Annotated in this window: 21 protein-coding genes; 11 read left to right on the forward strand and 10 right to left on the reverse strand. The window is 67.1% G+C overall.

Annotated features, from left to right (window positions below):
• Positions 1 to 56 precede the first annotated feature (56 nt).
• The 4 genes from E1292_RS08920 to E1292_RS08935 all read left to right on the forward strand — a co-directional run bounded on the left by E1292_RS08920 (position 57) and on the right by E1292_RS08935 (position 5,609).
• A complete protein-coding gene (locus E1292_RS08920) occupies positions 57 to 3,695 on the forward strand; it encodes a multifunctional oxoglutarate decarboxylase/oxoglutarate dehydrogenase thiamine pyrophosphate-binding subunit/dihydrolipoyllysine-residue succinyltransferase subunit (RefSeq protein WP_132593929.1) in 3,639 nt (1,212 codons plus the stop codon).
• A gap of 95 nt (positions 3,696 to 3,790) precedes the next feature.
• Entirely contained in the window at positions 3,791 to 3,970 is a 180-nt protein-coding gene (locus E1292_RS08925; protein WP_020544136.1) for a DUF6104 family protein, read from the forward strand.
• A 98-nt stretch (positions 3,971 to 4,068) separates the two neighbouring features.
• A complete protein-coding gene (locus tag E1292_RS08930) occupies positions 4,069 to 4,872 on the forward strand; it encodes a DUF4097 family beta strand repeat-containing protein (protein WP_132593931.1) in 804 nt (267 codons plus the stop codon).
• Positions 4,869 to 5,609 carry a PadR family transcriptional regulator gene (locus E1292_RS08935; RefSeq protein ID WP_132593933.1) on the forward strand — a complete coding sequence of 247 codons (741 nt, stop codon included), beginning with the start codon at positions 4,869 to 4,871 and terminating at the stop codon, positions 5,607 to 5,609. The genes E1292_RS08930 and E1292_RS08935 overlap by 4 nt, the downstream gene beginning before the upstream one ends.
• A 44-nt stretch (positions 5,610 to 5,653) precedes the next feature.
• Here E1292_RS08935 and E1292_RS08940 read toward each other — a convergent pair whose 3' ends face one another.
• The 6 genes from E1292_RS08940 to E1292_RS08965 form a co-directional block, all read right to left on the reverse strand.
• Positions 5,654 to 6,511: an oxygenase MpaB family protein gene (locus tag E1292_RS08940; protein WP_132593935.1), complete on the reverse strand. Its 858-nt coding sequence runs from the start codon at positions 6,509 to 6,511 to the stop codon at positions 5,654 to 5,656.
• Positions 6,512 to 6,586: 75 nt separating this feature from the next.
• Complete coding sequence (locus tag E1292_RS08945) at positions 6,587 to 7,543, reverse strand: zinc-binding dehydrogenase (protein ID WP_132593937.1); 957 nt, start codon at positions 7,541 to 7,543, stop codon at positions 6,587 to 6,589.
• A gap of 65 nt (positions 7,544 to 7,608) precedes the next feature.
• Complete coding sequence (locus tag E1292_RS08950; protein ID WP_132593939.1) at positions 7,609 to 8,514, reverse strand: hypothetical protein; 906 nt, start codon at positions 8,512 to 8,514, stop codon at positions 7,609 to 7,611.
• 45 nt (positions 8,515 to 8,559) lie between these two features.
• Positions 8,560 to 8,988, reverse strand: a complete 429-nt coding sequence (locus tag E1292_RS08955) for a type II toxin-antitoxin system VapC family toxin (protein WP_165974453.1) — start codon at positions 8,986 to 8,988, stop codon at positions 8,560 to 8,562.
• Entirely contained in the window at positions 8,975 to 9,268 is a 294-nt protein-coding gene (locus E1292_RS08960; RefSeq protein WP_132593943.1) for a hypothetical protein, read from the reverse strand. Before E1292_RS08960 ends, E1292_RS08955 begins: the two co-directional genes overlap by 14 nt.
• A gap of 84 nt (positions 9,269 to 9,352) precedes the next feature.
• The gene (locus E1292_RS08965) at positions 9,353 to 10,804 is read right to left on the reverse strand and encodes a TLP1 C-terminal extension domain-containing protein (RefSeq protein WP_132593945.1); all 1,452 of its coding nucleotides are present in this window, start codon (positions 10,802 to 10,804) and stop codon (positions 9,353 to 9,355) included.
• Positions 10,805 to 11,088: 284 nt separating this feature from the next.
• On the opposite strand from E1292_RS08965, the gene E1292_RS08970 reads away from it, so the two are divergent.
• The gene (locus tag E1292_RS08970; protein ID WP_132593947.1) at positions 11,089 to 12,213 is read left to right on the forward strand and encodes a trypsin-like serine peptidase; all 1,125 of its coding nucleotides are present in this window, start codon (positions 11,089 to 11,091) and stop codon (positions 12,211 to 12,213) included.
• 338 nt (positions 12,214 to 12,551) lie between these two features.
• Entirely contained in the window at positions 12,552 to 13,664 is a 1,113-nt protein-coding gene (locus E1292_RS08975; protein WP_132593949.1) for a trypsin-like serine peptidase, read from the forward strand.
• 936 nt (positions 13,665 to 14,600) lie between these two features.
• Here the strand turns inward: E1292_RS08975 and E1292_RS08985 are convergent.
• Positions 14,601 to 15,677: a DUF418 domain-containing protein gene (locus E1292_RS08985; RefSeq protein ID WP_132593951.1), complete on the reverse strand. Its 1,077-nt coding sequence runs from the start codon at positions 15,675 to 15,677 to the stop codon at positions 14,601 to 14,603.
• Between the two features lie 315 nt (positions 15,678 to 15,992).
• On the opposite strand from E1292_RS08985, the gene E1292_RS08995 reads away from it, so the two are divergent.
• Positions 15,993 to 16,328, forward strand: a complete 336-nt coding sequence (locus E1292_RS08995) for a hypothetical protein (protein WP_132593955.1) — start codon at positions 15,993 to 15,995, stop codon at positions 16,326 to 16,328.
• Between the two features lie 98 nt (positions 16,329 to 16,426).
• Here E1292_RS08995 and E1292_RS09000 read toward each other — a convergent pair whose 3' ends face one another.
• Both E1292_RS09000 and E1292_RS09010 read right to left on the reverse strand, forming a co-directional pair.
• Positions 16,427 to 16,930 (reverse strand): hypothetical protein, encoded by a 504-nt coding sequence (locus E1292_RS09000; protein WP_132593957.1) that lies wholly within the window; start codon positions 16,928 to 16,930, stop codon positions 16,427 to 16,429.
• A gap of 261 nt (positions 16,931 to 17,191) precedes the next feature.
• Positions 17,192 to 18,175 (reverse strand): RHS repeat domain-containing protein, encoded by a 984-nt coding sequence (locus E1292_RS09010; protein ID WP_165974455.1) that lies wholly within the window; start codon positions 18,173 to 18,175, stop codon positions 17,192 to 17,194.
• A 514-nt stretch (positions 18,176 to 18,689) separates the two neighbouring features.
• Here E1292_RS09010 and E1292_RS09015 point away from each other — a divergent pair.
• From E1292_RS09015 to E1292_RS09030, 4 genes are all read left to right on the forward strand, one after another.
• Entirely contained in the window at positions 18,690 to 19,124 is a 435-nt protein-coding gene (locus E1292_RS09015; protein ID WP_132593963.1) for a transposase, read from the forward strand.
• A gap of 761 nt (positions 19,125 to 19,885) precedes the next feature.
• Positions 19,886 to 21,415 carry a trypsin-like serine peptidase gene (locus tag E1292_RS09020; RefSeq protein ID WP_132593965.1) on the forward strand — a complete coding sequence of 510 codons (1,530 nt, stop codon included), beginning with the start codon at positions 19,886 to 19,888 and terminating at the stop codon, positions 21,413 to 21,415.
• 433 nt (positions 21,416 to 21,848) lie between these two features.
• Complete coding sequence (locus E1292_RS09025) at positions 21,849 to 23,381, forward strand: trypsin-like serine peptidase (RefSeq protein WP_132593967.1); 1,533 nt, start codon at positions 21,849 to 21,851, stop codon at positions 23,379 to 23,381.
• 174 nt (positions 23,382 to 23,555) lie between these two features.
• Complete coding sequence (locus E1292_RS09030; RefSeq protein WP_132593969.1) at positions 23,556 to 25,055, forward strand: trypsin-like serine peptidase; 1,500 nt, start codon at positions 23,556 to 23,558, stop codon at positions 25,053 to 25,055.
• A 56-nt stretch (positions 25,056 to 25,111) separates the two neighbouring features.
• On the opposite strand, the gene E1292_RS09035 is transcribed toward E1292_RS09030, so the two are convergent.
• Complete coding sequence (locus E1292_RS09035; RefSeq protein WP_132593971.1) at positions 25,112 to 26,464, reverse strand: NsdA family TPR-like regulatory protein; 1,353 nt, start codon at positions 26,462 to 26,464, stop codon at positions 25,112 to 25,114.
• Between the last annotated feature and the right edge of the window lie 219 nt (positions 26,465 to 26,683).

Genomic DNA, 26,683 nt, shown 5'->3' on the forward strand with positions numbered 1-26,683 from the left:
CCTTGGAAAGGTTCTCTAACATCAACGCCGATCTGCGGAAGAGGGCGATTTCCGCCGTGTCGTCTGAGTCGTCGCGGACAAACCCGCTGGCAAGCTTTGGTCAGAACGAGTGGCTTGTCGACGAGCTGTACCAGAAATACCTCCAAGACCCTGAGTCGGTCGACAAGGCTTGGTGGAATTTCTTCGCTGACTACAACCCTGACTACGGACCGGGCCGGACCCCGGCCAAGGAGGCGGGGAACGGCACTGTGACCGCCCCCGCGCCTCCCAAGGCGGCGCCGAAGGCGCCGCCGGCAGCCGAGAAGCCGAAGCAACCGGCCACTCCGGTGCCCAAGGGCGCCGAGGAGGTGAAGTTGCGCGGGGCCGCGGCCCGCACGGCCGCCAACATGGAGCAGTCGCTGTCGGTGCCGACCGCGACCAGCGTGCGCGCCATCCCGGCCAAGTTGCTGGTCGACAACCGCATTGTGATCAACAATCATCTCAAGCGGGGCCGCGGCGGCAAGGTGTCCTTCACACACCTGATCGGCTTCGCGATCGTCAAGGCGCTGCGTGCCATGCCGGAGATGAACTACTCCTACACGGAGATCGACGGCAAGCCCACGCTCGTCAAGCCCGAGCACGTGGGCTTCGGCCTGGCGATCGACGTGCAGAAGAGCAACGGCGAGCGCCAGCTCCTCGTGCCCTCGATCAAGGGCGCGGAGGAGATGGACTTCCGGCAGTTCTGGATGGCCTACGAAGAGGTCGTCCGCAAGGCGCGGGCCGGCAAGCTCGGCGTCGACGACTTCGCCGGCACCACGATCTCGCTGACCAACCCCGGCACCATCGGCACCGTGCACTCCGTGCCGCGCCTGATGCCCGGCCAGGGCACGATCATCGGCGTCGGCGCGATGGAATACCCCGCCGAATACCAGGGCGCCTCGCCCGACACCCTCTCGCGCCTGGCCGTCTCCAAGGTCATGACGCTGACCAGCACCTACGACCACCGGATCATCCAGGGCGCCCAGTCGGGCGACTTCCTGCGCCAGATCCACCGGCTGCTGCTCGGCGAGGACGGCTTCTACGACGAGGTCTTCGAGGCGCTGCGGATCCCGTACGAACCGGTCCGCTGGGTCCAGGACGTGTCGACGTCGCACGACGACGACGTGTCCAAGTCGGCGCGGGTGCTGGAGCTGATCCACGCCTACCGCGTGCGCGGCCACCTGATGGCCGAGACCGACCCGCTGGAATACAAGCAGCGCAAGCACCCCGACCTCGACATCCAGTCGCACGGCCTGACGCTGTGGGACCTCGAGCGGGAGTTCGCGACCGGCGGCTTCGGCGGCCGGCCGCTGATGAAGCTGCGCGAGATCCTGGGCGTGCTGCGCGACTCCTACTGCCGCACGGTCGGCATCGAGTACATGCACATCCAGAACCCCGAGGAGCGGGCCTGGATCCAGGAGCGGGTGGAGAAGCCGCACAAGTCGCCCGAGCGCGACGAGCAGCTCAACATCCTGTCGCGGCTCAACACCGCCGAGGCGTTCGAGACGTTCCTGCAGACGAAGTTCGTCGGCCAGAAGCGCTTCTCGCTGGAGGGCGGCGAGTCCCTGATCCCGCTGCTCGACTCGGTGATCAGCGACGCCGCCGACGAAGACCTCGACGAGGTCGTCATCGGCATGGCCCACCGCGGCCGGCTCAACGTGCTGGCCAACATCGTCGGCAAGTCCTACGCGCAGATCTTCGGCGAGTTCGAGGGCAACATCGACCCGCGCACCGCGCACGGCTCCGGCGACGTGAAATACCACCTGGGCGCGGCGGGCGAGTTCACCGCGCCGAGCGGCAAGACGATCACCGCGTCGGTGGTCGCCAACCCCTCCCACCTGGAGGCGGTCGACCCGGTCCTGGAAGGCGTCGTCCGCGCCAAGCAGGACCTTCTGGAGCGCGGCGAGGAGGGCTTCACCGTCCTGCCCGTCCTCGTCCACGGCGACGCGGCCTTCGCCGGCCAGGGTGTCGTGGCCGAGACGCTCAACCTGTCGCAGCTGCGCGGCTACCGCACCGGCGGGACCGTGCACGTGGTGGTCAACAACCAGGTGGGCTTCACCACCTCGCCCGCCTCGTCCCGCTCGTCGGTCTACGCGACCGACGTGGCGCGGATGATCCAGGCGCCGATCTTCCACGTCAACGGCGACGATCCCGAGGCCGTGGTGCGCGTGGGCGAGCTGGCCTACGAATACCGCCAGGCGTTCCGCAAGGACGTCGTCATCGACCTCATCTGCTACCGCCGCCGCGGCCACAACGAGGGCGACAACCCGGCCTTCACCCAGCCGCTGATGTACGACCTGATCGACGCCAAGCGCTCGACCCGCAAGCTCTACACCGAGGCGCTGATCGGCCGGGGCGACATCACGGTCGAGGAGGCCGAGCAGGCGCTGCGCGACTACCAGGCCAAGCTGGAGCAGGCGTTCACCGAGACCCGCGAGGCGGCCAAGAAGCCGCTGGAGGCGGGCGCCATGCGGGTGCCGCCGGCCGAGGTGGTCAAGTGGTCGCACGACGACACGCAGACGGCGATCAGCGACGAGACGCTCAAGCGCATCGTCGACACCCAGCTGAGCCTGCCCGAGGGCTTCACGCCGCACCCGCGCCTGGCGCCGGTGCTGCAGCGCCGCGGCCAGATGGTCGAGCAGGACGCCATCGACTGGGCGATGGGCGAGACGCTGGCGTTCGGCTCGCTGCTGATCGACGGCCACCCGGTGCGCCTGGTCGGCCAGGACTCCCGGCGCGGCACGTTCACCCAGCGCCACGCCGTGCTGGTGGACCGGATGACGGGCGCCGACCACACGCCGCTCAAGACGTTCAACCACGGCACGACGAAGTTCTACGTCTACGACTCGCTGCTCAGCGAGTTCGCGGCGCTCGGCTTCGAATACGGCTACAGCGTCGTGCGGCCCGACGCGCTGGTCGCCTGGGAGGCGCAGTTCGGCGACTTCGTCAACGGCGCCCAGACGATCATCGACGAGTTCATCTCGTCGGGCGAGCAGAAGTGGGGCCAGAAGTCCTCGGTCGTGCTGCTGCTGCCGCACGGCTACGAGGGCCAGGGCCCTGACCACTCGTCGGCCCGCATCGAGCGGTTCCTGCAGGTCTGCGCGCTCGACAACATGACGGTGGCGCAGCCGACCACGCCGGCCAACTACTTCCACCTGCTGCGCTGGCAGGTCGAGTCGAAGCGCCACAAGCCGATGGTGGTCTTCACGCCCAAGTGGCTGCTGCGCCACAAGGCGGCCACGTCCAAGGCGTCCGACTTCACCTCGGGCACCTTCCAGCCGGTGCTCGGCGACACGACGGTCGACCCCGGCAAGGTCACCAAGGTCGTGCTCTGCTCGGGCAAGCTCTACTACGAGCTGGCCGCGCAGCGCGACAGGACGGGCCGTGACGACGTCGCCCTGGTCCGGCTGGAGCGCCTCTACCCGTTCCCGTCCGACGAGCTGGCCGCCGAGCTGGCGCGCTACGGCGAGCAGGCGGAGCTGGTCTGGGCCCAGGACGAGCCGGTCAACATGGGGCCGTGGCCCTACCTGACGCTCAAGCTGGCCGAGGACCCGCAGGTCCTGGGCGGGCGGCGGTTGCACCGGGTGTCGCGCACACCCAACAGTTCGCCGGCCACGGGCTCGCACAACACGCACGACCATGAGCTCGAGAGCATTGTCGAGCAGCTCTTCAGCTGAGCAGTCACGAACGTGAGCCCCCGGCCCGTCCGGGGGCTCACTGGCGTTTTCACAGGTTGAGCCGGGCGATCCGCCCGTGGAAGGAATGGACGACGATGTACTTCACCGATCGGGGGATCGAAGAGCTGGTCGAGCGGCGGGGCGAGGAGGAGGTCAGCCTCCTGTGGCTCGGCGAGCGGCTGCGCGAGTTCGTCGACCTCAACCCCGAATTCGAGACGCCCGTCGAGCGGCTGGCGACGTGGCTGGCGCGGCTGGACGACGAGGACGACGAGTAACCCGTTCCTGGCGGCGCAAAACGCGATACATCTTGAGCTCTCGGCAGACGCGACATATCGTGTCTCTAGTAGACGTGTCGCCAAGAAGGGCAGGGATCATGCAACAGTGGGCGATCGAGGCACCCGAGCAGCTCACGTTCGGCCAGGTGGAAACGCTGGACGTACGCATCGTGGCCGGACGGCTGGCCGTCCTCGCCAGCGAGGGTCCACCCACGCTGGAGGTGGCCGAGATGGACTCGGCAGCGCCGCTCATCGTGACCTACGACGAGGACACCCGGTCGCTCACCGTCGCCTACAAGGACCTGACCTGGGACGGCATGCTCGGCTGGCTGCGCCGCGACCGCCGCAGGACGGTGCTGTCGATCGCCGTGCCGAAGACCTGCAAGGTCAACGCCGGCGTGGTCAGCGCGCCCGCCGTGGTGGCCGGGTTCGAGACGAAGACCCACGTCAAGAGCGTGTCGGGCGAGATCGTGCTCGACGCCGTGAGCGGTGACGTGCTGGCCAACACCGTCTCGGGCCCCGTCGAGAGCCGTGCGATGTCCGGCGACCTGGCGTTCAAGAGCGTCTCCGGCGACCTTACGGTGGCCGACGGCTCCCCGCGCCGGCTGAAGGCCACCACGATCTCCGGCCGGTTCACGGCCGACCTGGCACTCCGTCCCACGGGTCACGTGACGCTCAACAGCGTCTCCGGTGACATCCTGGTCAGGCTGCCGGAGAACGTCGAGGCGGACGTCAGCCTCAGATCCACCTCGGGCAGGCTGGTCAGCACGTTCGACGAACTGTCCGACACGGGAGGCCCCGGCTCCAAAGCGCTGTCGGGGCGGCTGGGTGGCGGCATGGCCTCGCTGTCGGCGATCACGGTCTCCGGTGAGGTCACGCTGCTCAAGGGGGAGAAGGAATGAGCCCTGTCTTCGGTCACGGCCGGCTCCGGCTGTACCTGCTCAAGCTGCTGGACGAGAGCCCGCGCCACGGCTACGAGGTCATCAGGCTGCTCCAGGACCGGTTCCTCGGCGTCTACTCGCCCTCGCCCGGCACGATCTACCCGCGCCTGGCCCGCCTGGAGGAGGAGGGCCTGGTGACGCACGAGGTGGTCGAGGGCAAGAAGGTGTTCTCGATCACCGACAGGGGCCGCGAGGAGCTGAACGACCGGCTCGACGAGCTCGACGACCTGGAGGAGGAGATCTCCGCCTCCGTGCGCGACATCGCCCGCGAGGTCAAGGAGGACGTCCGCGACACCGTCAAGTCGCTGCGCGACGAGCTGACCCGGATGGCCAAGGACGTGCGGACCAGCAGCCGCGACGACGCCAGAGACCTGCTCGACAAGCAGCGGGACGACCTCAGACGGCTCAAGGAGCAGCAGAAACGCCAGTGGATGGAGCACGCCAACCACTGGCAGGGCGAGGGCGAACGGCTCAGCAAGGAATGGCGCAGGATCTGGTCGGAGGTCTGGTCCACGCTCGGGGGCGCGCCGGCCAACCGGGCCGACCTCGACGCCGAGCTGGGCGAGCTGCTGGCCGACTTCGTCGCCCAGGCCCGCGAGGAGGCGTCGGGCACGCGCCTGACACCGGAGAAGGTGGCGGCGCTGCGCGTGACGCTCGACGACGCCGCCCGCAACGTCCGCGACATCCTCGAACGCTGACACCACCCGCGCACGCCGCCCCGCGCGGGATGGGCCCGTGGGCGTCAGGCGGGACGCAGGAGACGCTCGGCGCGGCGTGCCCTCCGCGCGGCATGGCGGGCACGGTAGGCGATGGGCATGTAGCGCAGGCGTTCGGGCAGGCGCGGCGTGAGCGTCGCCACCGCGTGCCCGACCTGCCGCAGCCGCCGCTCGTCCCGGGCCGTCCACCGCAGCCCCAACTTCGCGCGTACGGCCGGCGGCAGCGTCCCGACGGTCACGAAGTGGTTGAACTCCCCCGATCCTGCCCCGACCGGCGTCCACAGCCCGCGCAGCGGCCGGGGCAGGCCGGGCGGCGCCGGTGTGCCGCGCATGACGGCCAGCACCTCCAGCGCGGTCGGGTGCGGCTCCAGCCGGCCGGCCACCATGTCGTCGAAATACCGCCAGTACGCCGCCAGGTCGCCCGGCATCTCCCGCTCGGGCACCTGCAGGATCGCGCCGAGTTGCCGTGACTCGGCGTAGAACCGCTCCTCCTGCTCGTGGGTGAACGGGGTGCCGAACCACCGGTTGAGCGCGATGAAGCGCTCGAACAGGGATAAGTGCACCCACGCCCACGCCTCGCCGTTCAGCGCGTGGTAGTGCCTGCCGTGCTCGTCCACCCCGCTGATGTCGCGGTGCAGCCTCCTGAGCCGCTCGCCTTCCGCCGGGCCGCCGGCGCCGCCGTACACCCAGGTCTGGACGGAGGTGAGCGTGCGGGTGAGCCGCCCCCAGGGGTCGGACTTGTACGTGGAGTGCTCGGCGACGGCCGCGCCGACGGCCGGATGCATGGTCTGGAGGACCAGCGCGCTGCCGGCCACGAGCAGGTTGCGATATTCGCCGGCCGTGTCCCAGTGCAGCGAACCTGGGCCGAAGGGTTCGACGTCCATGCTGACGGCCTCCCGGGTGATACGGGCCTTCTCTACCTGTATCACCCAGGAGCGCCAGAGTAACCATTTACTTATTCACCCGGAAAAGACGATCTTCCCGAAGATTCCCCCCTCCGCCATGGCCGCGAACCCGTCCCGGGCCCCGGCCAGCGGCAACGTACGGTCGACGACCGGCCGCACGCCGGTCTGCTCCAGGAACACCGCCAGCCGCTGCAACTGGTCACGCGTCCCCATCGTCGAGCCGACCACGGACAGCTGCAGGAAGAACACCCGGTTGAGATCGGCGGGCGGGACCGCGCCGCTGGTGGCGCCGGACACGACGATGCGGCCGCCGGGCTTGAGTGACTTGAGCGAGTGGTCCCAGGTCGCCTGCCCGACGGTCTCCATGACGGCGTCGACCCGCTCGGGCAGCCGCGCGCCCGTCTCGAAGACCTGGTCGGCGCCGAGCTCGCGGGCACGCTCGCGCTTGGACTCCGTACGGCTGGTCGCCCAGACCCGGTAGCCGCCTGCCCGGCCGAGCGCGATCAGCGCGGTGGCGACGCCGCCGCCCGCGCCCTGCACCAGCACCGTGGAGCCGGGCTGGAGCCCGGCCTTGTCGAACAACATGCGGTACGCGGTCAGCCAGGCCGTCGGCAGGCAGGCGGCGTGCTCGAAGCTGAGCGCGGCCGGCTTGGGCACGAGGTTGCGGCGCGGCACGGCGACCCGCTCGGCGAACGTGCCGTCGTACGTCTCCGACAGCAGGCTGCGCCTGGGGTCCAGCGTCTCGTCGGGGCCCGAGCCGATCACCGCGTGCACGATGACCTCGTTGCCGTCCTCGTCCACGCCGGCGGCGTCGCAGCCCAGCACGATCGGCAGCCGGTCCTGCCGGATGCCGACGCCCTTGAGCGTCCACAGGTCGTGGTGGTTGAGCGCGGCGGCCCGCACGGAGACGGTCGTCCAGCCGTCCGGCGTCTCGGGCTCAGGGTGCTCGCCAAGCGTCAGCCCGGCGAGCGGATGGTCGGGATCGGTCTGTGTGGCGGTTACGGCGAACATGGCCGCACCTTACTAACAAGATTTCGTTCGACGGCCCGCCGCCCTGCCGCCGCGCGCCGCACGTCCTACTCGAACGCGATCCGGATGCCCTTGATGGCCTGCTCGCGGAACGTGTGAGGGCCGGTGACGGTGACCTGCACCCCGCTGCGGCACACCGAGTCGACGGGCCGCCCGCGCCCGCCGATGACGTCGGGGATCCCGGCGGTGCGCTTGCAGCCGGGCGCCGGCGTCAGCACCACCATCGTCCCCGTCCCGCCGCCGAACCACAACTGCGGCCCCACCGGCTCTCCCCGCACGGTGTCTCCCGGTTCGGCCAGCCGCACACCGTCCGCGGAGTCCTCGGCCGACAACACGAGGTAGCCGTCCTTCGTCACCTTGCCTCTGAGCCCTTCGGCGAGTGCCGTGCGCTGCTCGAACGACAGCCCTCTCCCCCGGTCGTACATCGCCAGCCGCCACGGACCGAACGAGAACATCAGCACCTGCCCGTAGCCGCCGCTGCCCGCCTGGCGCGGCCAGAGCGTGACGTTGGGGGCGTAGTTTCTGATCGGCTCGCCGCCCTGGGTGACCTGCGTCTCGCCACCGTACGGGGCGACGAACTGGCGGTAGTTGCCCTCCACCCAGGCGCCCTGGAACGGGCGCGAGCCCATCTCGGCGAGGCCGAGTTCGGCCGGATAGCGCAGCTCGGCGCGCGCGCCGTGCGGGAACACCACGTCGATGACCTCGTCGCCGCCCTTCTTCGCGGCCTCGGCGTGCAGGACGTTGGGCGGGTTGTCGATCGTGCGCAAGGACCTGATGGGCTCGGGGACCGGCTGCGGCAGCACGGACTCGGGGCCGGGATCGCGCTCGGGCTCCCGGCTGACGAGCAGGCCGACGGCAGGGACCAGCAGGAGCGCCAGCACCACCACCAGCCCGATCCAGCGGCGGCGTCCGCGCTCGCCGCCTGACTCGATGACGTCGAACCGGTCAGCCACGACGTTCCTCGCCGAGTAGCCTGGCTTGCGCCCTTTCCCTCCAGTTCAGTTGAGGGGGGACCGCCAGCGCAAGCCCTCGAACCTGGCGAAATCCTTGTCACAGGTCACGAATTCACAACCGTGCTCGATGGCGAGCGCCGCGAGGTAGGCGTCGGGAATCAAGTTGCCCGACGCCCCTGCCTGCCGGCACAGCCTGACGAAGATCTCCCAGTGCCTGTCCGCGCCACTGACCACCAGGGCATGCGGCTGGTTGCGGTAGGACGAGGCGAAGGTCAGGGCACGATCGAGGTCGTCGGGGTTTTTGTAGATGCGCCGGTTGGTGACCGTGCGGACGAAGCCGTTGACGACGAAATCGCTCACGGCGTAGCTGGAGTCACCGTTCACCATCTGTTCCACGATCACATGGCATCGATCGTGATCGGGAGACTCGTGGCGGAAGGCGTTGACCAGGATGTTGATGTCAGCGAGGAGCATCGAACAGCTCCGGGTAGCGCTCCTCGTCATCGAGGTCGTAGACGATGTGCTCCAGCTTCTCGCCGGCGTCCAGCCGCCTCTGGACCCATGTCTGGTAGCCGGGCTCGGCGGTTGATGTGATCAGCTCCACCCGGGGGCGTTCCGCCACTTCCGTGAAGCGGTTGATGAGTTGCCGCAAGGCGTCCTCCATCACCGAGTTGAGACTGCGTCCGTTTCTCGCCGCGTATGCCTTCGCCTCGTTGAGGAGCGTCTCGTCGATGCGTACCGTGGTCCTCCGCATGACTCCAGCGTGGGCGAGTGACATAAAAATGTCAACACCACATAGTAGTCACGCGATCACAGATTTTGCCTCCACTTCAGAGGATCACCAGGTCGCCACGTTCACCTCACCGTCATGAACCACCAGCACCACCTGCCCGACCAGCTCGCGCGACTCGGCGTCGGCCAGCAGCTCGTCCCGCGTCACGACCGCGTACGCCCGCCCGCCGGAGGGCACGTCCACCACGAGCACCCCTCGCTCGGGCGCGCCGTCCCGCCCGTGCGCCACCGTGTACCCGGCGACGACCGCCTCCCCCGAGAAGACCGGCACGATCGGCGTCTCCTCGGCCACGAACACCGGCGCGGCCCCATCGAGCAGCCCGCCGGGACGCCCGCCTGGCTCGCTGGACCAGACTGCGTAGGCGTGCTTGGTCAGGTGCATCCCCACCCCGGTCACCAGCCCGTGCCCGGGCCGCGCTCGCAGCAGCCCCGCCATCGTGGCCGTCGAGTGCAGCACGTAGCCGCTGGCCGGCCCGCCCGCGTACGGCAGCCCGCCGGTCACCGTGAGCCCGCGCCGGTCCAGCGGGTCGAGCCCGACGGCGTCACACGCCTGCCGCAGCGCGATCGCGAAGCAGCTGTAGAGGTCGAGGGCGTGCAGGTCGTCCGGCCCGAGCCCCGCGCGCTTGAAGGCGGTCTCCGCGGCCCTGCCGATGGCCTCCGAGCGGCCGAGCGCGGGCCGCGCCGCCACCTCCCAGGTGTCCTCCGCGTACGCCCACCCGCGCAGGTACACGCGCTGACCGGCGGGCACCCCGAGCCGGTCGGCCAGCCGCGAGCTGGCCAGGACGACGGCGGCCGCCTGGTCGACCTCCATGACGGCGACCGTGTTCCTGGTGTAGGGCCAGCCGACGAAGCGGTTGCCGTGCACCAGTTCGCCGGGGGTGCGCGCGGTCCTGCGCCAGGCGTACGGGTTGGCGGCGGCCACCTCGGTCATCGGCGCCATCATGCGCCCCCGCTCGCGCATCTCATCCTCGATCGTGAGGCCGAGCGCCGCCCGCCGCGCCGTCTCCATGATCGCGTAGGTGTGCACCGGCATGAACAGCCCGTGGGCCAGCGCCGCCGGATGCGGCGGCCGTTCCCATCCGTAAGGGGGTTTGGGCACGGCCGGGTGGCTCCACGGCACGCTCTCGCCCGCCTGCCGGTACGCCCGGCGCGTCGCCAGCGCCTCCGCCCCCGCGACCAGCGCCGAGTCGATCTCCCCTGCCGCGATCCTCGCGGCGGCCTCGCCGATGAGCAGGTGCGGAGCCGTACCGCTGACCTTGGAGTAGGCGCGGTGGCGCGGCGCGGCGCCGAGGCGCTCGGCGAGGCGGCCCACCGGGGAGTCGTACTGCCAGGAGTCGGTGTAGACGAGCTGGATCGAGTCGAGCCGCCCGGCGGGGAGGCGGGCGTCGGCGGCGGCCGCGCGCGCCACCTCCTCCCACAGGTCGAGCGGTTCGGGGCCGGGCTGCTCGCGAATGGTGCGTTGTGCGATGCCAATGAGGCAGGGCGTGCGAGGATCCATGAAACCATCTAACCAGAACAAAATTCGGTTGATAAGCAGTGGCATCTGATAAACCGAGTTACCACTGTTGCCGGAGAAGAAATACCAGCAATCCCCACCTGCGGAAATGCCGATCAGGAATACATGCGATCTCGCTATCTCTATAACGGAACGGAACCAGGCCATGCTTTTTCACGTCGTTTCCTGGCCGCCGGTCCGGCCATTCATTAACGTTCCGATCGTTTTCCTGGCCCACCCGGGGCGCAGCACCCCGCTCTGGGCCGCCGAAAGCCGAGAGGAGCTCCATGAATTCCCGAGCAAGGCGCATCGCGATCCCGCTGGCCGGCCTGGTGGCCGTCGGGCTGGCCGCGGGAACGGTCAGCGGCGCCGCGACCGGCGCGACGGCACCCTCAGACGTCGTGTCCAAGAATGCGGCCACCCCCGCGGAGCAGGCGATCCAGTTCTGGACGCCGGACCGCGTGAAGCGGGCGACCGACTACGACGACGCCATCGACCTGACCACCAAGGGCATCAGAGGCGGCAACAGCACCCCCGACGGCCCTGCCGGGTCCGTTCCGCCGATCGGCGGAGAGAAGAAGACGAAGGCGAAGAAGAGCAAGCAGGTCAACCTGCCGAACACCGTCGGCCGCGTGTTCTTCACGCTGCCCAAGGCCGACCCGCGCAACCCGAAGAACTGGCGTTACTGCTCGGCCAGCTCGGTGCAGGGCAAGTACCGCAACCTCGTGGCGACCTCCGCCCACTGCGTGTACGACACGAAGAAGAACACCTTCTACGACAACTGGGTCTTCATTCCGTCGTACTGGGACGGCAACAGCGTCTGGAACGGCAAGGCGCCCTACGGCATCTACGCCGCCAAGACGTTCAACGCGCACGACGACTTCGTGGTGAAGGAGGACTTCGACTACGACTACGCGTTCGTCAACGTCTACAACGGCATCAAGGTCGACTGGGCGAAGGACAGGGGCCGCTGGAAGTGGACGGTCAAGAACGTCGGCCGCCTCGGTGACAACGTCGGCGGGCAGGGCTTCACCTGGAACCGGAGCACGAAGGCGACCGTGTTCAGCTTCGGTTACCCGGCCGGCGAGCACCCTGACGGCGACAAGCCGTTCAGCGGGCGCACGATGAAGTGGTGCTACGGCAAGACCAAGCCGATGCCCGAGGCCAGGAAGTACAACCTGCAGGAGCACGTCGGCCTCAAGTGCTCCTTCACCGCCGGAGCGAGCGGCGGGCCGCTCCTCTACTCCTACAAGAGCGCGTCGCGCACCGGCTACCTGATCGGTGTCAACAGCGTCGCGTGGGACACCGACGGCAACGACCGCTACGACCACATCTCGTCGCCGTACTTCAACACCGACACCTACAAGGTCTACAAGGCCGCCGCCAACCGATGGACCGGCAACATGCCGTGATCAAGCTGGCACCCCAGGCCCCGGTTCCCGGAGGGGATCCGGGGCCTTCCCCTGGCGGCGGAATGGGGTCGGCGGCGACGTGGTGTGCGCCACTCGATCAACGCCGAAAGCCACCTGAATGACGACATTTCACGACACATCATCAGGGTCGCGCACCCATGCTGACCTGCGAAGATGCTTACGGTTAATGATCATTTAGAGGTATGCGGAGTGGATGTCTGACAGCATCCTTATAGTGCGAAGTGCACCCTTGATCAGGTAACGAATCTCTATCCTCGCTGCAATACCGTCTGTACATCTGGAAAAATCCCACCTTACGACCCTAAGAAAGGCAAAAGATGATCCCCCGGGCCAGGCACGTCGCACTCGCTGCACTGAGCAGCGCGCTGCTCGTGCTGTCCGCCCTCACGGGGATCGCCGACGCCACAGCCAACCGCGCCGCCAACAGCAAGGTGTACGCCGTCCCCCTGGCCACGACCCAGGCGGACGTGAAGAGGGTCGCCGAGCACTGGAAGCCCGACCGGCTCAAGGTGGCCGACAACTACAGCCCGGCCACGCCCGGCGCCAAGGCCGCCCCGACGTCCGAACCCCAGACCGCCACGGATCAGGGCAACCCCGTCGCCGCCATCAGACGCACCCTCGCCGCGCAGAGCGTGGCGTCCGCGATGCCGCGCAAGGGCAAGATGGCCACGACCATGGGCAAGGTCTATTTCCGCTTCGGAAACAAGGAATACTGGTGCTCGGCCAGCGCCGTCGCCGCCCGCAACCGCAGCGTGGTCGCCACGGCCGCCCACTGCGCGTACGACTCGCGCCAGGCCAGGGCCGCCGACTCCTGGATCTTCGTCCCCGACCCCGGCCCCAACGGCGAGGCCTCCAAGGGCATCTACGTCGGCGCCGCCATCAGCATGCACGAAGACTGGTCGGGCAAGGGCGACTACGACTACGACTACGCGTTCGTGACCGTGCACCGCGGCTTCACCTGGACGAAGAAGAACGGCTCCTACGTCCTGAAGGACATCGGCCGCCTCCAGGACAACGTCGGCGGGCAGGGACTCGAACTCAACAAGAAGCCCGGCACGTACTCCGCGGTGCCGTTCGGCTACCCGGCGGGCATGCAGCCCGACAGGAGCCGCCCCTTCAACGGCAAGAAGCTGCGCTTCTGCATCAAGCGGACCACCACCCAGTGGGCAGCCGTGGCCCCCGCCTTCGACCTGCAGAAGGGCGTACAACTCCAGCCGTGCGACTTCAGCCACGGCGCGAGCGGCGGGCCCTGGCTGATCGGCTGGAACGAGAACCGCGGGCTCGGCACCCTGGTCGGGGTCAACAGCCTCACCTGGAACCGGGACGCCCAGGGCTGGTACGACGCCGTGTCGTCACCGTACTTCGACACCACCACGGGCGAGGTCTACCGGCACGCCGCCTCCGTACGCACGATCTCCCAAATCACCTGACCCCAGCCCTCGCGCACCGGATCGCCACCCCACGGCCACCCACCCCTGGCCCGTCTACCAGCTTGACCGTCCGATGCCCACCCCGAGCGGTCCTCGCTCCGCTCGGGCTGCACTCCCTTCAGGGGCTTCGCCCAGGCACCACCCGCGAAGAACGAGGAACACGGCCTCCCGGGTGACCTTTCACGTCCGCCCAGCCACGACCGGACACCGTCCGGACCGTCACTCGGACCGCGAGCGGGCCGCCTCCAACTCCCGGCGCTCTTCAGGCGTGGTCACGAAGGAACTGGCGGCCATCGCGCTCGGCGAGTGCGTGAGCCGACACCTGACCACGCCCCGCAAAGGTCACGTGCGCTTGGAGTGGGAGCCACCGCGTGGCGCCCTTGAGCGCCTCCGCCCACTTGCTTGGACCTGCGCCTGCCGGGCCACGGTGTACGAATTGTGCTCCAGCGGCGGCAAGAGGCTCCTACGCCGGACTTACCAGCCCGACGACGGGCATCGGGTGCACGAGACGAGGACAGTGTCGATCAACGACGCCTGGTCACTCTGGGCCGCGCTCCTCGACGGAGCCGTCCGTTGACCCGCATCCCTGGACGACGACAACCGCCTGGAAAGCAGCGGAACGCTGAAAGCCGTCTATGAGGTCTGCTGTGGCCTGGTGAGGCGAAGACCAGCCCGGATGGGGGCAGGCTGCCCAGGTGATCCGCGAGTGCATCGCCAAGGGGATGTACAGTGCAGGGTCCCGGGTCCCGAGCGAGAAACCTCATGCAGGAGTTCGACATCGCTCGCAAAACAGCGCACAAGGCCATGAGAGCCCTCCGGGAGGAGGGCTCTATCTACACGGTGAGGCATGGGCAGCTTCGTCAACAGCCCGACGGCGCATGAACGGGATGCTGTGGCTAGGACGCTCGCGGCCCACCGACCCGAGTACCGAGCTCATCACGTACCAACCCGGCCGAAGGGCGGGCGGCGGGCCCAGGTGGCCCAGCGCCACAGCCATTCGAGAGGGCCTTGGCGGTAGCGGCGCAACCACAGGGTGGACAGCAGCCACTGCGCCGCGAGGATGGCCCCCGCGGTCGGGAACGCCACCTGCAAGGACTGGCCGACCGGCAGGCCGAGGAGGCGACTGGCCGCCAGGACGAGCAGCGTGGCGGTCAGGTAATTGGTCAGGGCCATCCGGCCGAGCGGCGCGAAGACGACTCGCAGCACCGGCCGCAGCGGCGTTCTGAGCAGGACCAGCAGGGCGCACACGACCACGCCGGCGATCAGCAGGTCGGCCAGGCTGGACGTGAACGACGGCTGCATCGGGTCCGCCCCGGACTCCACTTGGGCGTGCACCCACAGGGCAGACGCCGCCCCCACGGCGAAGACCAGCCCCAGCAGGAGCGGCCATCGGGTGGACCGCTCGATCTGCTCGATCACCCCGTACCCGACCAGCGCCGAGCCGAGCAGGAACAGCCCGGCAATCAACAGCGGTCCTCCCCCGCCGAACAGCGCCACCGGAACGAGCACGGCGGCGAGGCCGGCCACGGCCCATCGCGGCAGCCAGGACGAAGGCAGCAGCACCAGCACGCCGACCACCGCGTACTTGGTCAGGATCTCCCCCGGCCACAACACCATGTGCGCGAGCCCGATCGCGAGCAGCGCCACAAGCCGTCGCAGCAGCACCAGCCGCGGGCGAGAGACGCGGTCGGCGGCGGAGTCCAGCAGCAGCGTGAACCCGATGCCGAACAGCAGGGAGAAGATCGGTAACCCGAGCCACGGATCCCAGTCGCCCATGGGCTGCGTCACGACGGCGGTGCCGTGATTGGCGATCAACTGGATGTTGGCGAACAGGATCTCGCACAGCGTGAACCCGCGCAGCACGTCGAGCGCGATGATCCGGGGCCGGCCGGAGGAGAGCGCGGCTGTCGGCGGCTGGCCGGACGCGGGCGCGACGGTAGAGGATTCGGCGTCGTGCGGGAGACGCTGACCGGGATGGCCGGTCGGTTCTCGGGGGAACTCTTCGCGAGGCATGAAGCCGAATACAACAGGGACGCCCGCGGGGACGGTATCGGTCGAAAGCAGGGTCAGCGGCATCCATGATCGTACTTTTGACCGGTTCACCGGCGAGGTTGCGCAGACGGTGGCGACGTCTATGGTCGGCCAGTCCCAGTTCTTGCCCGATGCTGGTGCCATGATCCAGATTCCGCCACGCACGGCCACCGACGCCTACCTCTCCAGAAGGGTGGGCTGACACGTCTCGACATCGTCTTCGACGTCGATCTCGGGGAACTGGTGGAAGGCCACCACGTGGTCGCCCGCGGGCTGGAGTTGAGGGGGCCCGGCGGCGTGCTGCACTACGAGTTCGTGCCCGGACTGCGGCAAGAGGAGGAAGAAACCAGGGGACCCTTCTTCTGGAACTGGATACTGTCCACGGAGGACGATCTCAACTCCCTCTATAACGACCACAACCTTGGCGCCTTCGCTTCAAACGGCAAGGCCGCCACACATGGAACGCGCCACCTCGGTGGGCCCGTTCCCAGCTCAGCCCGCCTGCTGTGTCTGAACTTCACGCCGGCCGAGGGCTGGACACCGCTCCGATCCTGGTGCCGACAACTGCACATTTCAGTGCCCGAGGGCCACGTCACAGAATCGTGGACCACCCCGCGCCAAGACGCCGAATGAAACCGGCACAGAGCACTCGCCGGCTGATCCCATCCAACAACGCGCACCAGCGCTGGGGCCATGCTGAGGACGCCGACGGCTCACGGCGGATCGGAGGCTTAAGTGTCCGTCCGGCGCAGACGCAGGATAACAAGAGCGTTTGGATACCGCGCCACGGTTCGCGCCTCTCCGAGCGACTGCTCAAGATCATCGTTGAGGGACAGATACGCGCCTTCGGGCGTCTCAAGAGTCAATAGATGGTCCGGCCATTGGCTGGATTTCATCTGCACTCCGGGATAGCTCAGCTCTGCCACAACCTTCCAATTCTTCGATTGCAAGGCGCTGGAAACCTCAGCTACGGCTCTCCCCTCATCGGCAAGCCGGCGATCGAAGATCAGATATTTAGTTACGACGATGGAGTCCGACTCCGTAAATCGTGATTCGGCTCGCGCCGCAATACCACTGATCTCTTCGATCTGACGGACGACTCCAGGTTCCACCTGTAACGGCTTGGCCACCCAAAACCAGCCGATAGCCGCATGAGCCAGGCCACAGAGTAGACCGATGACCAGTACAACAACAGCCGCCGACAGAGCTAAGGACCTGACACTTATCTGCGACATTGCCGCACTTCCCTATGCCATGGATTATTATCAGGCGCCGACGCCCCTGACAGTCTGCTAACATAAGCCCAGTATTCGTTTGCCGCGTTCCTGACCCCAACACTATATGGTGTCCCGTCTCTCTGGAATCCAGCCGTGGGAGCACTTCCGCCACTCTTCCATCGCCGGAAATCGCGCCATTCGACGCCATAGGCGACTGCAGCTTCCCGGCCGTAGTCCATGCTGGTCGTGTTGTTCAGCGGACCGGTCACGGAGGTGACCTCACCGGCCGCGTTCACCCCGTAAGACGTGACCTTGCCGCCCGGGGCGACCTGCTTGACCAGCCTGCCCGCGTCGTCGTACTCCATGGTGGTGGTGTAGGACGCCGTGGACGGCTTGCGCTCGATCTGCGTGGCGGTGATCTGCCGGCCGAGGTCGTCGTAGGTCGCCCCGGTACGCGCCCCGGTCGGGTCGACCACAGCGAGCTTCTCCCCGGCCATGTCGTACTCCGTCACCCACGTTCCGCCCTGCTGCCCCATAGGGGCGGGGTCGGTGACGCGCACCTGGCGGCCGAGCCTGTCGTACTCGAAAGTGGTCGTGCTCGGTCGTCGACTCCTCCTCGCCGCCGGTGACCAGCTTGATCTGGTTGCCCGCCGCATCGTAGGTGTGGTTCTCCAGCTCGACGTCCCGCGCGGCGTCGGAGCCGTTCAGCTTCACGTTGTCGGCGATCTTCTTGGCGAGCAGGTTGTCGCCGAAGTAGTCGAAGGAGATCTTGCGGCCCATCGCGTCCGACTGGGTCGCCAGGCGGCCCGCCGCGTCGTAGCCGAACGACGCCAGGACCTTGTCCGTGGCGGGTTGCGGGTCGACCGGGCTGCCGGTCCAGCCCTTCAACGTCTGGGTGATCAGCTCGCCGCGCTCGCTGTAGGCGTGCTCGACCACCGCGCCCCTGGCATCCGTCACCGTCGCCGGCCTGCCGATGACATTCCAGCTCTGACGCACCACACCGCCCTCAGGGTCGGTGATCGTCTCCACCCTGCCATGATCGTCATAGGTATAGACGGTCGCGCGCTCGGCGTCGCCGCTGGTCAGATCGCTGACGGTCTCCCGCAGCCCGGCGCCGTCCGCGTCATAGACGTACGTGGTACGCCTGGTGTGCGTGACACCGGACACCTCGTTCTTCACGCCCGGCTCGGTCCGCGTCGCCAGACGGCCCAGCACGTCATAGGTCAGGACGGTCTTCACCCCGCCGGGATGGGCTTCGGACACCTGCGAGCTCTCCCGGAGCCTGCCTAACGCGTCGCAGCCCAACTCGACCAGCACTTCAGGTCAGACAGAGCGGGCATCCCGATGCCATCTTGCCGTTACGCGCGCGTCGAAGTCGTCATCCTCATTGAGGCAATAGTCTGCGTACGCGTTCTGACAGTTCGATGCCGTACGGCATGACTTGCTGCGAATCGATGCTCTCCGTGCTCAGGAAGAGGGACTCGCTCTGGCGAGACAACTGCCTGGCCGACGCCTGGACTGCAGGGCGCTGCACAACCTTGGCGGCACGTGTCATGCCTGGGTGATCTGAGGCGGCCGTCCGGCACTGCTTAACCGCCCTGGAGATCGCAGAGTACATGGCGGTGGCCCGCGACGGGCATAAACGAACCCGCACGACCCGACAGGCATCCAGGACTCGGCTGAGGGGAACCGCGGTGGAGTTAGGTGAGCGGGCCATCCCAGGAAGATCTTCTATGGTTCTACTGACAGAGAGTGTTTGCCTTGTCACCATGGGCGCATGCGTCGTGGTGATCTGACGAACGCCGAATGGGAACGGCTGGCGCCGCTGCTGCCCCCAGAAGAGCTCCTACCCCTTGATGACAGACGCGGGCGTCCGCGGACCGGCCATCGGGCGGCGATCAACGGGATGCTCTACCAGGCCCGCACCGGGGAGCACTGGCGAGATCTGCCACAGCGGTTCGGATGCTGGGTCGCCATATATAAGCGTCATCGGCGGTGGGCGGCGGACGGGACCTGGCAACAGTTGCTGTCGGCGATCGAAGTCGTGCGGGGCACGAGCGCCCAAGCGCGCAGCGATGCATCGAGTCGTCGCCCCAAGCTGCGCGCCGTCCCGCCGCCGGCACCTCGGCGTAAGAGAGCGACTCCTAGCGATCCGGTGCTGGTGCGGCTGCGCGCCCACCTGGCGGAGGTCGTCGGCCAGAGGACCGTATAGGTTCCGACCAGCCGGGCTCGTAATCGACGGCTCTCGACGTCCGACACCGCGCCCTTGGTGGCATGCCGCCGCCGGACGTCACCCGCAGGAGCGTTGCCGCCTGCGCCGTCGGTGGGTCCGGCCCTCACCTCTATATATGGGCCCGGTCCTCACCTCTCTATATAGAGGGACCGTTTATAGAGAGGGGACCGTTCTTCGATGGCCTGGGCCGACCAGCCCTCCAGGGGCACGAAGGACCGGGCACCGATGAGGGCGACGACCGCCGTTGCTCGGAACCGGCCGTGCAAGGGCGCGACCGACCCACCGCCGAGCCATCCTCACCGCCCACTTCCCCCGCGATCCGAGGAGAACGCCCGTCGTTGCTCCAGCAACGAAATCCCGACAAACAGGGCCAATGCGGATGTATTGGGTCGGAACCTGAAGATCACCTGAACGGTGCAGAGCATCTTAGACGGGGCAGGCTCCGATCTGGTTCCTGTGATCTAAGTCACGTTTTGCTGGCTACGGTATGTGTCAGGGTGCTAACGGAACTTTCGTCCCGGCAGCAACATGTCGCCCATACCCTGCAAAGACGTAACCTCTCGGTCACCATACGCGAAGATCTCTGACTGATAACGACGCGGTAACGGCGCTAGGGGCCACTTCCGGATGTTCCAAACCGGGTTCCACCTGCGGAGATCACCACGCTATGTTCCTTGCTATCCCTTTACTGACGCATGGGACGCAAGTTGCGACCCACGACAGAGCAAGGAGCAGTTCCCTTGAAGCGCATTCTCATCCCCGCCGGTGGTGCCGTTCTCGCCACCGGTCTTCTGGCCGCCGGCCTCGCCGGTACGGCTCAGGCCGACAGCGACGTCGCCAAGGACAACATGGCGACCAGCGCGGCCAACGCGAAGGCCATCGCGAACTTCTGGGCGGAGAACAACGGTGCTGCCCTGAAGGCCGCCAAGCAGTCTGACGTCTGGACCAAGTCCGACGTCGCCAAGCTGCAGAGCAAGGGCGGCTACAGCTCGGACACCAAGCCGGGTTCGACCGCTCCGATCGGCCAGGAGAAGAAGTCCTCGTCGAAGACGCAGAACGTCAACTTCCCGAAGACCATCGGCAAGGTGTTCTTCGTCAACAGCAAGGGCGAGAAGAAGTGGTGCTCCGCCACTTCGATCCAGTCGAAGTACCGCAACCTGGTCGCCACGGCCGGTCACTGCGTGTACGACACCGCGACGAACTCCGCCACCATGGACAAGTGGGTCTTCGTCCCGGGTTACTACCAGGGCAAGTCCCCGTGGGGCATCTACGTCGGCAAGACCGCCTTCACCCACTACGACTTCGACGTGTACGAGGACTACGACCGCGACTACGCGTTCGTCACCGTGTACAACGGTGTCAAGCTGGACGCGAGCAAGTCCAAGAACGTCTCCAAGGAAGAGTGGGACAAGTACCAGGGCATCAAGGATGCCAAGGACGTCGAGGTCAGCCGCGAGGAGTTCCGCAAGGGCAAGCTCAACCCGGAGACCTCGGACTACTACTGGCGTCAGAAGGGCTCGGCGCCTGAGGCGACGGGTCCCGACTACCCCGGCGCCGAGGTCGGCAAGGTCGAGGTTTCCGAGGCCAAGTACAAGGCTGCCCGCGTGGGCAAGGGCAACGGCCGCAAGTTCGGTGAGCCCATCACCGAGATCGTGACCGACAACGAGGCTGCCGCCTACAAGGCCAAGCAGGCTCAGGACCCGACGAAGTACCCGGCCAAGGTGGTCAAGGACCGCCGCGGCAACTGGACCATCACGCACTTCTACGTCCAGCAGTGGTACAAGCCCGGTTCGGACGCGAAGTACTTCAAGACCGTCTTCTACATCATCGAGGACTTCGCCAAGGACGCGGGTCGTCTCGGTGACAACGTCGGCGGTCAGGGCTTCGCCTGGAACCAGCCCACCGGCAAGTACGTCCGCGTGTTCGGCTACCCGGCCGCTCCTCACCCCGACGGCAACAAGGCCTACACCGGCATTACTCCGAAGTGGTGCTACGGCAAGACCACGAAGAAGCTGGTCGGCTCCGCTGCCAAGAAGATCGAGGAGCACGTCGCCCTCAAGTGCGCCATGACCGAGGGCGCCGACGGTGGTCCGTGGCTGTACAAGTACAGCAACGCCAAGCGTCTCGGCTACGTGAACGGTGTCATCAGCACCTTCAACGACCAGGACGGCAACGGCCGCGTTGACTACATCTCGTCGCCGTACTTCGACGGCGAGACCAACACCGTCTACAAGGCCGCTGCGGCCTCGTGGTCCGGCAAGGTCGTCTAAGTAACTCATAGCGACCGGCCCTGAACCGTTCGTTAGGCGTTACAAGCAAGGGGCTCGGCATCTGCCGAGCCCTTCTGCTTTTCCGGCTCAGAAGTGAAGGCGTTTGGACGCATGGGGCCGCCGGATGGTGCCATGCATCCATTGTGATCTGTATCACACAAGACCGTCGGCCTTGATCCGCGTGACCCCCGAGCCTCGCGAGTCACACTGACAACGCACTTATCTTGATCAGGGCAAACGGCGACAAGATGAGCTTCGCTCAGCTCCTGCGGTTCAGCCAGTTAAACATCACGAAATGATCACGCCCGACTTGTCGCAGCTTTTCCTAGCAAAGCGGCTACCGGTCCCCAAGATCGACACTGTATGTTCCTGGCTATCCCTTTACTGACGCATGGGACGCAAGAGGCGTTCCACGACAGCGCAAGGAGTCATTGTGAAGCGCATCCTCATCCCGGCTGGTGGCGTGGTTCTGGCCACCGGTCTGCTGGCTGCCGGCCTGGCCGGCACCGCTCAGGCCGCCGACAACACCGTCGCCAGCGACGCTCTTGCTGCGAACCAGCAGAAGGCGGCGGAGACGCTCGAGTTCTGGACCAAGTCCAACAACGCTGCCCTCAAGGGTGCCGTGGCGTTCAGCCCCGACTCCCTCGAGGTCAAGAAGATCCAGAACGGCGGCGGTTATTCCGCGGACACCAAGCCCGGTTCCACCGCGCCGATCGGCGAGGAGAAGAAGTCCTCCTCCAAGACCCAGAACGTCAACTTCCCGAAGTCCATCGGTAAGGTGTTCTTCGAGGGTCGCGACGGCAAGCTGTACTGGTGCTCGGGCACCTCGATCCAGTCGAAGTACCGCAACCTGGTCGCCACGGCCGGTCACTGCGTGTACGACATCAAGGCCAACCAGGAGACCGTGTCTCGCTGGGTCTTCGTCCCCGGTTACTACCAGGGCAAGGCTCCTTGGGGCGTCTACGTGGGTAAGCAGGCCTTCACCCACTACGACTTCGACGTGTACGAGGACTTCGACCGCGACTACGCGTTCGTCACCGTCTACGACGGCATCGGCGGCACGCTGAACAAGCCGAAGCAGGTCACCAAGGCCGAGTTCGACGCCTACAAGGGCGAGAAGGAGGCCAAGGACGTCGAGGTCAGCAGGGAAGAGTTCCGCAAGGGCAAGCTCGACCCGAAGACCTCCGACTACTACTGGCGTCAGAAGGGCAGCGACGCTGAGCTCGCCGGCCCCGACTACCCTGGCGCTGAGGTTGCCAAGGTCGAGGTCAGCGAGGGTCGGTACAAGGTTGCCCCGATGGGCAAGGGCAACGGTCGCAAGTTCGGCGAGCCCATCGTCGAGAACGTGACCTACAACGAGGCCTTCGCCTACCTGCAGAACCAGAAGGACAACCCGGCCAAGTACCCCGGCACCGTCAAGCTGGACAAGCGCGGCAACTCCACGATCACGCACTACTACGTGCAGGCGTGGTACAAGCCGGGCACCGACAAGAAGTACTTCCGCACCGACTTCTTCATCATCGTTCACGAGGTGAAGAGCGTCGGCAAGCTGGGCGACAACGTCGGTGGCCAGGGCTTCGCGTGGAACCAGAAGCCGGGTCAGACGGTCCGGACGTTCGGTTACCCGCAGGGCGCGCACCCCGACGGCAACAAGGCCTACACGGGCGTTACGCCGAAGTGGTGCTACGGCAAGACCAGCACGAACAGCTACAAGATCGCCCAGTACCGGGTCGAGGAGCAGGTGGCGCTGAAGTGCGCCGTCACCGGTGGCTACGCCGGTGGCCCGTGGCTGGCCAAGTACAGCAACGCGAAGCGTCTCGGCTACGTGAACGGTGTCACCAGCCTGATCGTCGACAGCGACGACAACAAGCGCTACGACACCATCACCTCGGCGTACTTCGACGGTGAGGCCAACACGGTCTACAAGGCCGCTGCGGCCGCGTGGTCCGGCAAGCTCATCCCGTAGTTAGCTGCGGTACCTGAGCGAGGACTTGTCTTCGTTCACCAGCACGACCAAAGGGCTCGGCATCCAGCCGGGCCCTTTGCCCTTTATTAGCGTGAAATCCGTGAATCCCCTTACAAGAGTGACTCAAGGGTCGATAGGGTTCTTACGCCCGTTTTGACAACTGTGGAGCCTCCCGTGAAGCGCCTGCTCATCCCCCTAGCCGCCGCCGGCCTGAGCGCCGTAACCCTTGCCGCACCCGCCAACGCCCAACCGCACTGGGCGTCCGACAACCTTCAGCCCAAGCCCGCCGACGCTTACGGCGCCGCCTTCTTCTGGCTCGACTCCAACGGAGCCGCGCTGAAGAAGGCCACTCAGTACAACCTGGACACCAAGGCCCCGCCGAAGCTGGTGAGCTCGGGTGGCAACGGCAGCTCGTCCGACGGCAAGCCCGGGAGCACCGCCCCGACCGGCACCACCAAGAGCTCCGCCAAGGTGTCGAACGTCAACCTGCCCAAGACCGTCGGCAAGGTCTTCTTCCTCGACAAGGCCGGCCGCTACCGCTGGTGCACGGCCACGTCCATCCAGTCCAGGAACCGCAACCTGGTCGCCACCGCCGGGCACTGCGTGTTCGAGAACGGCAAGGACGACGTCTACGACAAGTGGATCTTCGTCCCGGGCTACTACCAGGGCAAAGCCCCCTGGGGCGTCTACGTCGGCGCGTACGCCTTCACTGCGTACGACCTGGACACCTACGACGACTACGACGGCGACTACGCCTTCGTCGCCGTGCACAACGGCTTCGGCCTGGGCCCGGACAAGCGAGTCACCGCCAAGGAGTTCAAGGCCTGGGCCGGCGACAAGTGGGTGAAGCCGCGCGAGATCAGCCGCGAGGAGTACATCAAGTGCGTGCTGAACCTCGGCGACTGCTGGTCCGAGGGCAAGGACACGCCGGCTGACCTGGTCGGCCCCGACTACCCCGGCGCCGTCCTCGAGAAGGTCGAGGTCAGCGCGGCCAAGTACAAGGCCGCCAGGCTCGGCAAGGGCCAGGGCTTCAAGTTCGGTGAGCCCGTCGTCGAGCACGTCACCCAGCCCAAGTGGGCCGCCTACAAGGGCCCCGGCGACAAGGGCAGGGGCCCCGACGCCCTCGGCAACTACAAGATCACCCACTACTACGTGCAGAAGTGGGTCAAGCCCGGCACGTCCCGCAAGTACTACGAGGCGCAGTACATCATCGGCATCGCCAAGGACATGGGCCGGCTCGGCGACACCGTCGGCGGTCAGGGCTTCGCCTGGAACCAGCCGCTGAACCAGACGGTCATGGCCTTCGGCTACCCCTCCGCCCCGCACCCCGACGGAGACAAGCCCTTCAGCGGTGTGACGCCGAAGCACTGCTACGGGAAGACCGGCACCAAGAAGTATCAGGTCAACATGTTCAGGGTCGACACGCACCAGGTGCTCAAGTGCTCGATGACCCCCGGCGCCGACGGCGGCCCGTGGCTCATGAAGTACAGCAACGCCAAGCGCGTGGGCTACCTCAACGGCGTGACGAGCATGTTCCACGACACCGACAAGAACGGCCGGATCGACTACATCAGCTCGGCCGTCTTCGACAGTGAGACGGCCGACGTGTACAACAAGGCCAACTACGCGACCACCAAGAAGATCGTCGGCCCGCACGGCGAGCTTCTCAAGTAAGACGTAGAGCGTGCCGGCCCGGATCGCCCGCGAGGGCGGTCCGGGCCGGTCCGTGTTCAGACGGCGGTGGACAGCTCGCGCTCGCGCAGCGCCCGCACGGGCCGCTCGTTGCGGTAGGGCTTCAGGCGCCGCCGCAGGTCGTCGGCGTAGGAGCGGGACCTGGCCGACTGCAGCTCGCCGGACAACGCCAGCGCGCCGGACGCGACCTGGCAGGCCTCCTCCAGCTCGCCCGACTGCAGCAGGCCCGCGGCCAGCAGCGACAGGTTGAACATCCGCCCTCGCACGTAGCGGGAGTCCATGTCGAGCGAGCGGTGCGCGTGGCGGACGACCTGCTCGCCCTCCCCCAGGTCGCGGAAGCAGTGGGCGAACTTGGCCGACAGGTAGGCCTCGTCGAAGTAGCTCAGCCACGGGGGCTCGTCGGCCGGCCTGCGGGCGTCGAAGGCGCGCTCCGCCTCGTTGAGCGAGGCGGAGCAGGAGCGGGTGTCGCCCATGCCGGCGTGGGCGTGGGCCTCCAGGACCTGCGAGGAGGCCAGCAGGGTTTTGACGCCGGCGCTGCGGGCCGCCATCTGGGCGGCCCTGGCCAGGTCGAGTGCGTGCGCCGGCTGGCCCATGTAGATGGCCTGGTGGGCCATGCCGGCCAGGATCTCGCCGCCCAGGGTCTGGTCGTCGGCGCCCCTGGCCAGGCGCAGGGCCTGGATGAGGTAGCGCTGGGCGAGGCCGTGCTGCTCCATGTCGTAGGCCATCCACCCGGCCAGCCGGGTCAGCTCGGCGGCCGCGGAGGCCAGCTGCTTGCCGGTGGCGTCGTCGTAGGAGCCGTCCTTGAGCAGCGGCGAGACGGCGTTGTCGAGATATCTCACCACGGACGAGCGGACGCGGCCGCTGCCGAAGCGGTTGTCGAGCTCACCGAACGATCGGGTGACCTCGCGGATGGCGACGATGTCCGCGCGGCCCACCCGCCGCGCGCCCATGCCGCTCGGGCGTCCCTCGGTGGGGAACGTCAGCCAGCGTATGGCTCCTACGGAGCCGGCTCCGATCGCGAATGTCGAGTCGATCAGGAACCTTCGTCGCTCTACATCGGCACGCCATAGCGCCGTCACGGTCGCGACCCCCTCCTGCCAGGTGTGCGTGAACTCCTGTCCGAGATCGAGGGGGGAGATGACCGGCATGCCCAAGTCGTCCGAGGTGACCCGTCTGCCCAGCCGTAGCGCGAAGATCTCGGTGAGCAGACTTGGCACGGGATCGCGCGGCCTCTGACCGCTGATCCAGCGCAGCACGGAACTGTGGTCGTACTTGAGGCCTGGTGTCCCGCGTGCGGCTCCAAGATCGTTGAGACGTCTGGCCAATCCCTTGTGGGAGAACCCCGCCTCCGCGATGAGTTGCTGCAGCAGACGGTTAGGCTCGCGTTCCATCGCTCTCCTCGTCGCAGGAGCCGGCGCCCACAATCTTTACAGAGAGCTACAGTTATAGCACCTAGCGTAAAGAGAATATGGCAGTTCGCTGACCTCAACCAGACTCCGTCCCGCAGCAGGCCCGTCGGCGATCCCTCCTCGTGGAGGGCTCCGCATCTACCCGCCGTCGCACGGGATAACCGCGGCAAGAAGAGAGCGGGGGCCGTCGGCCCCCGCTCG

Source organism: Nonomuraea deserti (assembly GCF_004348685.1).
GTDB classification, from domain to species: Bacteria; Actinomycetota; Actinomycetes; order Streptosporangiales; family Streptosporangiaceae; genus Nonomuraea; species Nonomuraea deserti.